This window comes from Pseudomonas sp. KBS0710, from assembly GCF_005938045.2.
GTDB lineage: Bacteria > Pseudomonadota > Gammaproteobacteria > Pseudomonadales > Pseudomonadaceae > Aquipseudomonas.
In genome coordinates this window covers 95,581-108,652 of the sequence record NZ_VCCF02000001.1, presented here as the reverse complement: position 1 = coordinate 108,652, position 13,072 = coordinate 95,581, and the positions used below count along the sequence as shown (strand labels likewise).

The 13,072-nt window shown below is 61.9% G+C and carries 12 protein-coding genes; 2 read left to right on the top strand and 10 right to left on the bottom strand.

The annotated features are described in order from the left end of the window. Positions 1–40: 40 nt before the first annotated feature. The 4 genes from FFI16_RS00515 to FFI16_RS00500 all read right to left on the bottom strand — a co-directional run bounded on the left by FFI16_RS00515 (position 41) and on the right by FFI16_RS00500 (position 4,256). On the bottom strand, positions 41–2,224 hold the full coding sequence (locus tag FFI16_RS00515; RefSeq protein WP_138813755.1) for a xanthine dehydrogenase family protein molybdopterin-binding subunit: 2,184 nt from the start codon (positions 2,222–2,224) through the stop codon (positions 41–43). Beyond that, the gene (locus FFI16_RS00510; protein WP_138813754.1) at positions 2,221–3,210 is read right to left on the bottom strand and encodes a xanthine dehydrogenase family protein subunit M; all 990 of its coding nucleotides are present in this window, start codon (positions 3,208–3,210) and stop codon (positions 2,221–2,223) included. Before FFI16_RS00510 ends, FFI16_RS00515 begins: the two co-directional genes overlap by 4 nt. Next, complete coding sequence (locus FFI16_RS00505; RefSeq protein ID WP_138813753.1) at positions 3,207–3,716, bottom strand: (2Fe-2S)-binding protein; 510 nt, start codon at positions 3,714–3,716, stop codon at positions 3,207–3,209. Before FFI16_RS00505 ends, FFI16_RS00510 begins: the two co-directional genes overlap by 4 nt. Positions 3,717–3,812: 96 nt before the next feature. Continuing rightward, the gene (locus FFI16_RS00500) at positions 3,813–4,256 is read right to left on the bottom strand and encodes a DUF4879 domain-containing protein (protein ID WP_138813752.1); all 444 of its coding nucleotides are present in this window, start codon (positions 4,254–4,256) and stop codon (positions 3,813–3,815) included. 209 nt (positions 4,257–4,465) lie between these two features. Between FFI16_RS00500 and FFI16_RS00495 the strand changes: the two genes are divergently transcribed. Together FFI16_RS00495 and trmA are read left to right on the top strand one after the other, a co-directional pair. Beyond that, the gene (locus tag FFI16_RS00495; RefSeq protein ID WP_065911126.1) at positions 4,466–5,761 is read left to right on the top strand and encodes an NCS2 family permease; all 1,296 of its coding nucleotides are present in this window, start codon (positions 4,466–4,468) and stop codon (positions 5,759–5,761) included. Then, on the top strand, positions 5,758–6,837 hold the full coding sequence (gene trmA / locus FFI16_RS00490; protein ID WP_138813751.1) for a tRNA (uridine(54)-C5)-methyltransferase TrmA: 1,080 nt from the start codon (positions 5,758–5,760) through the stop codon (positions 6,835–6,837). The genes FFI16_RS00495 and trmA overlap by 4 nt, the downstream gene beginning before the upstream one ends. On the opposite strand, the gene FFI16_RS00485 is transcribed toward trmA, so the two are convergent. The 6 genes from FFI16_RS00485 to FFI16_RS00460 form a co-directional block, all read right to left on the bottom strand. Further along, on the bottom strand, positions 6,820–7,290 hold the full coding sequence (locus tag FFI16_RS00485; protein ID WP_138813750.1) for a DUF2442 domain-containing protein: 471 nt from the start codon (positions 7,288–7,290) through the stop codon (positions 6,820–6,822). The genes trmA and FFI16_RS00485 overlap by 18 nt on opposite strands. Further along, complete coding sequence (locus FFI16_RS00480; RefSeq protein WP_138813749.1) at positions 7,287–7,715, bottom strand: DUF4160 domain-containing protein; 429 nt, start codon at positions 7,713–7,715, stop codon at positions 7,287–7,289. The genes FFI16_RS00485 and FFI16_RS00480 overlap by 4 nt, the downstream gene beginning before the upstream one ends. 135 nt (positions 7,716–7,850) lie before the next feature. Further along, entirely contained in the window at positions 7,851–9,167 is a 1,317-nt protein-coding gene (locus FFI16_RS00475) for a TolC family outer membrane protein (protein ID WP_138813748.1), read from the bottom strand. Beyond that, positions 9,164–10,474 (bottom strand): HlyD family type I secretion periplasmic adaptor subunit, encoded by a 1,311-nt coding sequence (locus FFI16_RS00470; RefSeq protein ID WP_138813747.1) that lies wholly within the window; start codon positions 10,472–10,474, stop codon positions 9,164–9,166. The genes FFI16_RS00475 and FFI16_RS00470 overlap by 4 nt, the downstream gene beginning before the upstream one ends. Further along, on the bottom strand, positions 10,471–12,207 hold the full coding sequence (locus tag FFI16_RS00465) for a type I secretion system permease/ATPase (RefSeq protein ID WP_138813746.1): 1,737 nt from the start codon (positions 12,205–12,207) through the stop codon (positions 10,471–10,473). The genes FFI16_RS00470 and FFI16_RS00465 overlap by 4 nt, the downstream gene beginning before the upstream one ends. Positions 12,208–12,378: 171 nt before the next feature. Then, positions 12,379–12,996: a heme acquisition protein HasA gene (locus tag FFI16_RS00460; RefSeq protein WP_138813745.1), complete on the bottom strand. Its 618-nt coding sequence runs from the start codon at positions 12,994–12,996 to the stop codon at positions 12,379–12,381. Between the last annotated feature and the right edge of the window lie 76 nt (positions 12,997–13,072).

Below are 13,072 nucleotides of genomic sequence, written 5' to 3'. Positions count from 1 at the left end.
AGCTCCCACAATTGGATCTGCGGTGGTTTGAAGACCTGCGCTACAACACCTTATCCAAGGTGATAGGAAACTCCCGCACGCGCTTGCCGGTGGCATGGTAAATAGCATTCGCCACCGCTGCCGCCACCCCGACAATGCCGATTTCACCCACGCCCTTGGAGCCCAGGGCGTTGACAATTTCGTCGTGTTCTTCGACAAAAATCACTTCAATGTCGCCGATGTCGGCATTTACCGGGATGTGGTACTCGGCCAGGCTGTGGTTCATGTTGCGCCCCAGGTGATGGTCGACCTGGGTTTCTTCATGCAGTGCCATGCCGATGCCCCAGACCACGCCGCCGAGGATCTGGCTGCGGGCCATCTTCGGATTGACCACGCGCCCGGCGGCAATGGCGCTGACCACCCGACGCACCTTGATCGTGCCCAGGTCTTCGTCGACCTGAACCTCGACAAACACCGCCGAATGGGTCGCCGTCGCATAGCCTTCACGCTTTTTGTCCGGTTGGCTGTCAACCTGAACGGCCAACACCTCTTCGCCACTGTCCTTGACCAGTTGCGCCAAGGACACACTCACGTCTCCTGTGTGCAGCTGGCCGTCTTCAAAGCGCACCGATTCAGCCTCTTTGAACACCGGGTAAGTCTGCCGGGCAATCGCCAGCAGCTTGGCGTTCAGCGCCTCGCAGGCTTGCTGCACCGCAGTGCCGACGGAAGACACGGTAAACGAGCCGCCCTGTAACGGCGCCGTGGGTAACGACGAATCGCCGAGCAGAAAACGCACATCGGCCATCGCCACACCACTGGTTTGCGCGGCAATCTGCGTCATCACCGTATACGTACCCGTGCCGATATCAGTGGTGGCGCTGCTGACCGTCAATTGGCCTTGGGCATCCAACTGCGCCTTGGCGCTGGCTTTCATCTGCAGGGCTTCCCACACACCACCGGCCATGCCCCAACCGATCAACTGGTTGCCATCACGCATGCTGCGCGGCTCGGGGTTGCGCTGGCTCCAGCCGAAGCGCTCGGCGCCTTCGCGGTAACACTCGCGCAGGGCTTTGCTCGACCAGGGTTTGTCTTCGTTCTGGTTGCGCTCGGCGTAGTTGATCAGGCGCAGTTGCACAGGGTCCATCCCCAGGGCGCAGGCCAGTTCATCCATTGCGCATTCCAGGCCGATCACGCCCAGCGCAGCGCCCGGTGCGCGCATGTCCATCGGCGTGAACACGTCCAGGGGCACCAGCTTGTAGGTCAGTTGCACATTGTCGCAGTGGTAGAGCATGCCGCTCCATTCCACCACATGTTCGCTGAAGTCTTCGAAGCGCGAGGTCTGGCCAATCGCAGTGTGGCCCAACGCCAACAGGCGACCATTGGCGGCAGCGCCCAGTTGCAAACGCTGCAAGGTGCGCGGGCGGTAGCCAAACGTGAACATCTGTTGGCGGGTCAAGGTAACGCGCACCGAACGCTTGAGCGCCAGCGCTGCCATCACCGCCAGCGGCAATTGATACTGCGGGCGCAGGCCCGAGCCGAAGGCACCGCCGACAAACGCAGCGAAGATCCTTACCTGGCTTTTATCCAGGCCGAAGACTTTTTGCACATACGCCTGGCAGTTCTGCGGGCCTTGGGTCTTGTCGTGGATATGCAGGGTGCCGTCCGGCTGATACAGCACGGTGCTGGCGTGGGGTTCCATCGGGTTATGGTGCTCGATGGGCGTGCTGTAGTGCATATCCAGGCTGACGGCGGCAGCGGCCCACTCGGCCTGGAAATTACCGCGTGGCTTGGGCGGCGTTTGCGGCGAAGGGTGCGCCTGCTCCTGCAGGGCAACCAGGTCAGTTGCAAATGCCTCGCTCGCGTATTCGATCTCGACCAGCGAGGCAGCGTGCCGCGCCAGTTCAAGGTTGTCGGCGATCACCAGGGCCAGGGGTTGGCCGCTATACAGCACGCGGTCGTTATACAGCGGGCGAAACGGCGAGCCGTCGGCCGCATCGGCATCGGCAAAAGCCTCATCGTAGCTGGCGAGTTGGGGGCGGTTCAGATGATCAAGCACCTTGATCACGCCCGGCAGCGCCAAAGCTTTGGACGCGTCGATCCTGAGGACCCGGCCCTTGGCAATCGTGCTTGAAACCACACTGCCATGCAGCAAGTCGTTGCCTGGAAACTCACCGGCATAACGCGCCTGGCCGGTGACCTTGAGCAGACCGTCAACGCGGTCCAGGGGTTTACCGACAGCGGTCATGAGCGTTCTCCTGCGACAGCGGCGTCACTCAATGCACGGATGATTGCGCGGCGTGCCAGCTTGATCTTGAAGCGGTTGTGTTCCAAAGGCTCTGCGTCTTGCAGCAGGGCGTCAGCGGCCTGACTGAAGGTTTCGCGGCTGACCGCTTGCCCGATCAGCGCGGCTTCCACGGCGCGATCGCGCCAGGGTTTGTGGGCCACACCGCCAAGGGCCAGGCGCGCATCGACGATGGTGTCGCCTTCCAGTTCCAGCGCGGCGGCAACGGAGACCAGCGCGAAGGCGTAGGACGCACGGTCACGAATCTTCAGGTAGTGGCTATGGTTGGCGAGACGGTCAGGCGGCAGTTCGATGGCGGTGATCAGCTCATCGTCGGCCAGCAGGTTGTCGCGCTCGGGCGTATCGCCAGGAAGCCGATGAAAGTCGGCAAGCTCGATCACCCGCGCGCCACCACTTCCTTCTACATGTACTCGTGCCTGCAGCGCTGCCAGGGCGACGCACATGTCCGAGGGATGGGTGGCCACGCAGTGTTCGCTGGCGCCGAGGATCGCATGGATGCGGTTCAACCCGGTGCGCGCCGGGCAGCCGCTGCCAGGTTCACGCTTATTGCACGGCACGCTGGCATCATAGAAATAGTAGCAACGGGTACGTTGCAGCAGGTTGCCGCCGGTACTGGCCATATTGCGCAGTTGCGGCGAGGCGCCCGCCAGGATGGCCTGGGACAGCAATGGGTAGCGTGTCTCGATCAGCGGGTGCCAAGCCAGGTCGGCATTGCTGACCAACGCGCCGATCATCACCCCGCCGTCGGCGGTCGCTTCTACGCCATGCAGCGCCAAACCGGTAATGTCGATCAGATGTTCGGGGCGGCTGATGTTTTCTTTCATCAGGTCCAGCAGGTTGGTGCCACCGGCGATAAACCGCGACGTCGCGCTGCTCAGGTGCACGGCTTCATGCACATCGGCCGGCTTGCTGTACTGGAAGGGGTTCATTGGTCACCTCCCAGCACAACGTCTTCAATGGCATCGCGAATATTGCTGTAGGCCCCGCAACGGCACAGGTTGCCGCTCATCAGTTCCTGAATTTGCGCAGAGTCATGGGCGCGGCCTTCATTGGCCAGGCCGACGGCGGAGCAAATCTGCCCCGGTGTGCAGTAGCCGCACTGGAACGCGTCACGCTGGATAAAGGCCTGCTGCATCGGGTGCAACTGGTCGCCGTCGGCCAGGCCCTCGATGGTGGTCAGCTCGGCACCGTCGCACATCACCGCCAGGGTCAGGCAGGCGTTGATACGCTTGCCATCGCGCAACACCGTGCAGGCACCGCACTGGCCGTGGTCACAGCCTTTTTTGCTGCCTACCAGGTCCAACTGTTCACGCAGCAGGTCCAGCAGGGTGGTCCAGGGCAACACCTGCAATTGGCGGTCTTGGCCATTCAGGATCAGGCGTATCGGGTGGCTGACGAACGGTTGGGTCGTCGCGCCATTAGGGGTCGCGCTCATAAACACCTCACGGGTTGGTGCACATCCGCGGCGTTCAGGAAAGTCGCCGTCTTAGGGCTACGACTTCCCAAGGTAGTGAGCGTTCAAGGGGATTGATCAGAGGATGTTGAACTCGAGCTTCAAGGTGTTTTGCGCGCCATTGATCGAGATATTGCTGTATTCGAACCAGCCTTGGGCCTGGACATTCAGGTCAAACACATAGATGTAGCCCATCACAGTGCCTGCGCCGTTACAGACTTCGCTGATGTTGCCCACCTGACACACCGGTGTGCGCTGCCCATTCAATTCGGCGCCATTGAAGCGGCCCATCGGGCTTTTGCCCAGGCCGACTTCCATCACCGAGACCTTGGTCGGGCCCCGGTGTGTGCACATCTGGGTGGTCGCCACTCCCGTGGGGATGGTTTCCGTGCAGCGCGCCGACTCGACCTTGAACACCCGCACCTCGCTCAAGGGCGGTGCAGCCGCGCCCCACGCCGGTGCCACAAGCCCCAGGCCGATTGCGGCGAACAGAGCTAGACTGCTGGCGTTGGCTTTTTTCATGCTGATAACGACCCTGTATTTAACGTCGGCGCAGTATGCCTCAAGGCCAGATTCGAGAATACGCAGCCTATCCGCCACTTCGCGTCGGCTGCTGGTATCATGCGCCGCTTTTTCCGATCCTCTCTGAAACCACAGGCGCTTGGCGCAGTTTGTGCTTTGACTTAGAGGTCAACAAATAACGACGCAAAATAGCGTCACAGGGAGCCGGCATGCTGGAAAAGCTGTTTCAACTCAAAGCACACAACACCAACGTGCGCACCGAGATTCTCGCGGGTATCACGACCTTTCTGGCCATGGCCTACATTCTGTTTGTGAACCCGAGCATCCTCGGCGAGACCGGCATGGACAAGGGCGCGGTGTTTGTCGCCACCTGCCTGGCCGCCGCCATCGGTTCGACCGTGATGGGCCTGATCGCCAACTACCCGATCGCGCTGGCACCGGGCATGGGCCTCAACGCCTTCTTCACCTACACCGTGGTCCTGCACATGGGCCACACCTGGCAAGTCGCGCTGGGCGCGGTGTTCATTTCGGCGGTGTTGTTCTTCCTGCTGTCGATCTTCCGCATCCGTGAGTGGATCATCAACAGCATCCCGCTGCCGCTGCGCTCGGCGATTGCAGCCGGTATCGGCCTGTTCCTGGCGCTGATCGCCCTGCATAACGCCGGCATCGTGGTCAGCAACCCGGCTACCATGGTCGGCCTGGGCGACCTGAAACAACCGGCGCCGATCCTGGCCACCCTGGGTTTCGCGCTGATCGTGGCGCTGGAAGCCCTGGCGGTACGCGGCGCGGTGCTGATCGGCATCCTGGCGGTGACCATCGTGTCTATCGTGATGGGTTTCACACCATTCGGCGGCGTCACTTCCATGCCTCCGTCCCTGGCCCCGACCTTCCTGCAACTGGATATCAAAGGTGCGCTGGATATCGGCCTGGTCAGCGTGATCTTCGCCTTCCTGTTCGTTGACCTGTTCGACAACTCCGGCACCCTGATCGGCGTGGCCAAGCGTGCCGGCCTGATGGGCAAGGACGGCCACATGCCGAAAATGGGCCGTGCACTGATCGCTGACAGTACCGCCGCCATGGCCGGTTCGCTGCTGGGTACGTCGACCACCACCAGCTACATCGAGTCGGCTGCGGGCGTGAGCGCCGGTGGCCGTACCGGTTTGACCGCCATCGTGGTCGCCATCCTGTTCCTGCTGGCGCTGTTCTTCTCGCCGCTGGCCGCCAGTGTTCCAGCGTTTGCCACCGCGCCGGCGCTGCTGTTCGTGGCCGTGCTGATGACCCAGGGCCTGGCCGAAATCGACTGGGATGACATTACCGTTGCAGCGCCAGTGGTGGTCACCGCCCTGGCGATGCCTTTCACTTATTCCATCGCCAACGGCATCGCCTTCGGTTTCATCGCCTGGACCGCCATCAAGCTGCTTTCGGGCCGCTACCGTGAGCTGAACCCGGCACTGGTGATCCTGTCGATTCTGTTTGTGATCAAGCTGGGCTGGTTCAACGCATGACTTTTGACGCCGCAAGCTACACCGTTCAATTGCAAGACAAGGTCACGCGCCTGCGTGACCTGTTGGCACCGTTCGACGCCCCCGAACCGCAGGTCTTCGATTCGCCGCTGCAGAACTTCCGCCTGCGCGCGGAGTTCCGCCTGTGGCGCGAAGGCGGCGAGCGCCACTACGCGATGTTCTCCCAGGACGACAAGCGCACGCCGATCCTCATCGAAGAATTCCCGATCGCCAGCGCACGCATCAACGAGCTGATGCCGCAACTCAAGGCCGCCTGGCAAGCCAGCGCAGCCTTGAGCCACAAGCTGTTCCAAGTGGAGTTCCTGACCACTCTGGCCGGCGACGCGATGATTACCCTGTGCTATCACCGCCCGCTGGACGAGCATTGGCACACTGCCGCGAACAAGCTCGCGGCCGACTTGAATGTCAGCATCATCGGCCGCTCCAAGGGCAAGCGCGATGTGATCGGCCACGACTACGTGGTGGAAAAACTCGAGGTCGGCGGGCGCACGTTCAGCTACCGCCAACCCGAGGGCGCGTTCACCCAGCCCAACGGCACCGTGAACCAGAAGATGCTCAACTGGGCCTATGAAGCCTTGGGCGATCGCCCGGATGATTTGCTGGAGTTGTACTGCGGCAACGGCAACTTCACCCTGCCACTGGCGACCCGGGTGCGTAAGGTGCTGGCCACCGAAATCAGCAAGACCTCGGTGAATGCGGCCTTAAGCAACCTCGATGAAAACGCAGTGGATAATGTCACGCTGGTGCGCCTGTCTGCCGAGGAACTCACCGAGGCACTCAACGAAGTTCGCCCGTTCCGCCGCCTGCACGGCATCGACCTCAAGAGCTACGAATTCGGTAGCGTGTTCGTCGACCCACCGCGCGCCGGCATGGACCCGGACACCTGTGAACTGACCCGACGTTTTGACAACATCCTGTACATCTCCTGCAACCCGGAGACGCTGGCGGCGAACATTGCGCAACTGCATGACACGCACCGGATTACCCAGTGTGCGATGTTTGACCAGTTCCCCTGGACGCACCATATGGAATCCGGGGTGTTATTGACCCGGCGGTAATTCAACACCCTCATCGTCCTTCTTGCGTGGCCGACCGCCCTTCTTGCCATTGGCTCGGGCGGCGGCGGTTTTGGCGGCGCTGCTCTTGCGACCGTTGCGCGACGCTACCAGGCTTGTCGCCAGGTCCATCAAGGGCTGGCTGGTAGCGATGAGGCCGGTGATCGACACATCCAGATCCTGCGCCTCACAGCACAGCGCCTTGCCGCCAAAGCCGACCTGCAGTTGTTGAAAGTCCGCCTGGGAAAACCCTTCGAACTCCGATAGCCCGGCTACAGGCAACATGACGCGGCTGCCGTCGCTGAAGCCGATGGAAATGCACTCGTGTTCATAGCGCACATTGCTGGCATTGGCGTACAGACGTTTGAGCTTGCGCCCACGGGCGATTGCCTTGTCGACATCGGCGTCCGTGAGCGGCTTGTACGGCACGACTTTGGCTTTTACGATTTTTTTCATAAATCAATCTCCACAAAACCCGGTGCCCTGACCAGATTCAAAATTGTCTTCTGCCCCACGACATCGTGCCGGGCACGTGCAATCACATAAACACCGCGCTGAATGATCAGCCCTGGCAGTACCTCATCGGCGTCCCAATCCCAGGAATGGTTCTCCAGGCAAACCGTTTGCAGCTTCTCCCACCAGATCCTGCGTGCCCGCGCCAGGTAATGCGGCTGCATGATCGCCTCGCGTAGCTCCTTCAAGAGCGAAGTGGATGGCCGCCTGCGATCCGGCTCTACATCCCACAACTCCACGTCCCCATCCAGAAAGCTGAAACGAAAACGCGCATCCCATGCCATGCCCCTGACATGAACGTGGGGCGGGCAGTGTTCATCCCTGAGAAACACCGAAATCACATATCCCTTGTAAGCACCTACTCTCATCGTAACCCATCCGTTAGGTTATTTTCCGTCAGGTAACAATTTTTCCGTGGCACCCGACAACCGGCTCCATCCTTGCGAAGCTGTTTCACAGATTAGTAACGACGAACAACCCCGCGAATGCGGGGTTGTAACCACTCATGCCGACGGCTGGAAATACCCTGCCAACGCCCGCAAGTCCTGCTCGCTCAGCAACCCCGCGTAATACTTCAACTGAATCCGCGCCAGCAAATACGCATGCCGTGCGTTCGCCAGGTCGCGGCGGGCGGTGAACAGTTGTTGTTCGGCATCGAGCACGTCGAGGTTGACCCGCTCACCGCCAGCCACACTCTTTTTGGTCGCGCTGACCAAGGCCGTAGCCGAGCTGACGGCCATCTCATAAGCACGCACTTTCGCCGCGCCGCTGGTGTTGAGGTTGAACTGCTTGCGCAGCTCCACCAGGGTGTTGGCGGTTTGCGCGTCCAGTTCATATTGAGCCTGGGACAATTGGTTCGCCGCCTGACGTGTGGAGGCCGAGACCGAGCCACCGGCAAACAACGGCAGGCTGACCTGGATGCCGACACTGTTGGTGTCGTACTTCTGGTTGTAGCTGCTTTCCGAATCGGAGCTGGTCTTGCGGCTGCTGGCGTACAGGCTGACCTTGGGCAAGTGCCCGGCGCGCTTACGCTCGACTTCATAGGAAGCCACGTCCAGCGCGTGATGCGAAGACTTCAGCTCAGGGTTGTTGGCCATGGCCATTTCACGCCACGTCTCAAAACGGTTCGGCTCCAGGGGCGCAATCTCGAACTGGCGCGCCAGCGGTGCCAACTCTTCGATCAGCAACGGCTGACCCACAATGGCCTCCAATTCACGCAAGGCGCTGTCCTGGGCATCCTGCGATTCAAGCTCTTCGGCCTGGGCCAGGCTCAGCCGCGCCTGGGTTTCCAGCACATCGGTACGCGTGCCCTCGCCGCCTTTAAGCAGGCGGTCATTGAGTTGCAGGCGCTCGGCAAACGCACGCTTCTGCGCGCGGCTCAACTCGATGCGCTCCTGGGCCAACAGCGCCTGGCTATAGGCGCCCAGTACCCGCACGGCCAATTCCTGGCTTTTGCTGCGAAAACGTTCATCGGCCATCAACGCCTGGGCGGTGCCCTGGCGAAATCGTGCATAGGCTTCGTAATCGAGCAGCGGTTGTTGCAGGGTCAACGTGGAGGCGTAGCTGCGATAGTCGCGGTCGCTGGTGGTGCGGTTCTGGGTGACTTCGGATCCATTGCGCGAATTGTTGTAACTCCAGGACAGGTTCGGCAGCAACGCCGCCCGGCCGATCACGCGGTTCTCCTCACCGGCTTCACGCTCCTTGATCGCGGCCTGAAAGGTTGGATCGTTGCGCAGGGCCAGATCATAAGCCTCCAACAAACCCAAGGCCTGCGCGGCCGGCGCACAACTCAAACACAGGGCAAGCAGCAGCGTCTTCATTCTTCCACCAGCGCCATGTGCGTGCGGTCGAGCAGCGGTTTGAACAAGTAATTGAGCATCGAACGCTCACCGGTTTTGACGAAGGTTTCCACCGGCATGCCCGGACGGATCTGCACGCCGTCCAATTGCTGCATACCGGCCGCACTGACCTGGGCGCGCAACGTGTAATACGGCTCATCGGTACGCTCATCCACCTGACGGTCGGCCGACACCAGTGTCACCTCGCCGGCCACACGCGGCGTGGTGGCCTGGTTGAACGCCGAGAACAACAACTCCACCGGCAAGCCTGGGTGCACCTTGTCGACCATCTGCACCGGCACGCGCGCTTCCACCAGTAACGGCTCGCCTTGGGGCACGATGTCCATCAGCGCCTGGCCGGGTTTGATCACGCCGCCTTCGGTATACACATCGAGCCCCACCACCACACCGGCAGCGGGCGCGCGCACCAGGCTGTTGGCCAGCTCGAACTCGGCCGAGGCCAGGCGGTTGCGCAGGTCATCACTGCGGGTGCGGGTGTCGGCCAACTGACCACGCAGGTCTTTCTGGAAATCTTCGCCCAGTTGGCGAATGCGCAAACGCAATTCGAGCACCTGGCGTTGCAGTTGGCCGATGCGGCCGAAATCCTCGGCAATGGTGCCGTCGATCTGCGCGTACAGGCGCTCGCTGTCGAGCAGGCGATTGCGTGGGATGTAACCGTCGCGCGCCAATTCGCGCAGGCCTTGCAATTGCTCGTTGAGCGCCGCCCGTTGCTGGACTTTGCTGGCCTGGGAATCGCGCGTGCCGCGCAACTGCGCCTCGGCCCCGGCGATGGTTTCGCGCAAGCCTTGCTGCTCGGTGGCCAGCGCCTGGGCGCGGCTGCTGAACAACTGCCGCTGTAAATTCAGCACGCTGGCGGCGTCGGGCTTGTTGAGTAATTCGGCGCCGAAGTCGATGGTCGGCAGCCCTTCGCTTTCGGCACTCAAGCGCGCCTCACTGGCCAGCGACGCCCAATACTGGCTGCGCAGCGATTGCATCTGCCCGCGCAGTGGCGTTTCTTTCAAGCGCAACAGCACCTGGCCGGCCTTGACCACATCGCCATCGCGCACCTCGATGCGCTCGACGATACCGCCGCTGGGGTGCTGCACGGTCTTGCGATGGCCCGAGACCATCACTTTGCCGGACACGGCCACGCCCTTGTCCAACGGCGCCAATGCCGCCCAGCCGAGAAACCCGGCAAAACCGCCGAGTACCAGCAGCCAACCCAGGCGCGAGTACTTCTTATCGTCCAGCGCCAGCACATTATTCGGTATGGGTTTGACTTGGCTCATGCCTGCTTTCCTTCACCGAGGCGGTAACTCATGCTCAGGGTCGACACCGGCTTGGCCGGCGCGGGTTTCTGGCGGGCTTCCAACACGCGCGCCGTGGGGCCGAACGCTTGCAACTGGCCGTCCTTGAGAATCAGCAACTGGTCGGTCAGGGACAGCACGTTGGCTTTGTGGGTAATCAGAATGACCGTGCGGCGCTGCTGCTTGAGCTGGGCGATGGCCTGGAGCAAGGCCTGCTCACCGACTTCATCAAGGTTAGCGTTGGGCTCATCCAGCACGATCAGCGCGGGCAGGCCGTACAACGCGCGCGCCAGGGCCACGCGCTGCTTCTGGCCGCCGGACAAACCGGCACCGCCCTCGCCCAGTTGTGTGTCGTAGCCCTGGGGCAGTTGCAGGATCAAGTCATGCACGCCGGCCATTTGCGCGGCGCCGAGTACCTTGTCGGCGTCCACGTCGGCAAAGCGCGCGATGTTTTGCGCGATGCTGCCGGCGAACAACTGGATATCCTGGGGCAAGTAACCAATGTGCGGGCCGAGTTGCTGTTTGTCCCATTGGGTCAGGTCGGCGCCGTCCAGGCGCACCTTGCCGGCCAACGGTGCCCAGGCACCAACCAACACGCGGGCCAGGGTGGATTTGCCGCAACCCGACGGGCCAATCACGCCCAACACCTCACCCGCCGGCAAGCTGAAGCCGAGGTTACTAATGGCCGGGCGACGGTTGCCCGGCGCGCAGGCGCTGACCTGCTCCACACTCAGCTGGCCCTTGGGCACCGGCAAGCTCATACGTGCTGGCCGAGCCGGGTTGTCCGCCAGCATCTGTGACAAGCGTTCGAAGGCCAGGCGCGCCGAACCCCACTGTTTCCACACGCCAATCAACTGGTCGATAGGGCTCAGCACGCGGCCCATCAAGATGGAGCCGGCGATCATCATTCCCGGCGTGATGTCACCCTGCACCGCCAGCAAAGCGCCCAACCCCAACACCAGCGACTGCAAGGCCAGACGCACGCCCTTGGACCAGGCGGTAACGGCGGCGGTCTTTTCACTGGCCAGGTTCTGCTGCGCCAGAAACGCCTGGTGCTGGGTGAACCAACGCTCGCGCAAGGTGGCGAGCATGCCCATGGCTTCGATGGTTTCCGCATTGCGCAAATTGGCCGTGGCCTGTTGGCTGGCGCTGATGGACAGTTGGCTGGCCTGGGCCATCGGTGCCTGGCTGACATGGTGGTTGACCCACGCCAGCGCGATCAGGACCAGCGCACCGCCCAGGGCCAGCAGACCGAGCCAGGGGTGAAAAAGGAAGATCACCAGCAGGTACACCGGAAACCACGGCGCATCAAAAAACGCGAACAACGCCTGGCCAGTGGCGAACTGGCGCAGCGTGGTCAGGTCGTTCAAGGCCTGGCCCGCTGCCTGGGTGCCGCCCTTGAGTTGCGCTTCGAACGCGGCATCGTATACGCGCTGGTTCAAGCGCATGTCCATTTGCGTGCCGAGGCGGATCACCACCTGGCTGCGCACCCACTCCAACGCGCCCATCAGGCCGAACAGGCCAAGGACCATCAGCGTCAGCATCAACAGGGTCATCTGATTACCCGAGGCCAGCACCCGGTCGTACACCTGCAGCATGTAGAGCGCCGGGGCGAGCATCAGCAGGTTGATCACCGCCGAGAACAGGCCGATGTTGAAGAAGCCACTTTTATAGGCCGTGAGGGCAGCCAGGGTTTCGTTGCCGGCGTGGCGCATCTGGGGATTCTCGTGGGGTTAAGCGGGCAGCGCCGCCGCGTTGACAGGCGATACGGCGCTGCGCAGAATTTGGCACCGCTGTCGCTGAAGAGTTAGAAGGCTTGGCGACGGCGGTGTGTCATGCGGCGAAGGGCAGAGCGATCTCCCCTTCGCTTTTTTTATGCAGCAGCGTCAGGCAGCGAGTGCCCAGTCCGGCGCCACGTCTTGCACGCCGACCAGGGCAACATCGGCCGACGGTGCGGCATGACCCAGGCCGGCAGCGGCCAGTTGGTCGAAGGTCGAGGCCGTGGACAGGCCGAAGTCGTCCAGCAGGTTGTTGAGCACGCTTTCCAGCGCGGCGGTGTTGCCCTGCATCAGGCCGTAGATCACGCTCTGGACTTCGTTGCCCACGCGACCGGCGCCTTCGGCAGCACTCAGGTCGAGGCCGTTGAACGCAACCTTGAAGTCATTGAGGGTGAAGTCGCTGCCACCGCCGCCGCCCAGGCCGGTGCCCAGTTGCACGTTGTCGAGGTTGCCCCACAGGTAGTGATTGAGGTTGTTGCCGGCAGGCAGCGACGGGTTGAACACATAGTGCAGGCCGTTGCTGGTGTTGCTGTCGGCAATAAAGGCGTATTCGGAGTTGCTGGCGCCGTGGGTCGAATACTGGTCACCACTGAGGGAACCGTTGCTGAAGCCACCGGTGTTGCCGGTGCCGTGACCAGCCGTATTGAAGCCCACAGCCCAAGAGCTCAAGTAGTCGGATACCGACAGTGAACCCAGGCCCGAATCGTAGCTAACAGAAATAGTCATCACTAAACCTCGTTAAACAACGTTTTAGATGAGCACGCCGGTGCGGCGCACTTTTTTTGCCCACGCTTGGGCAAAA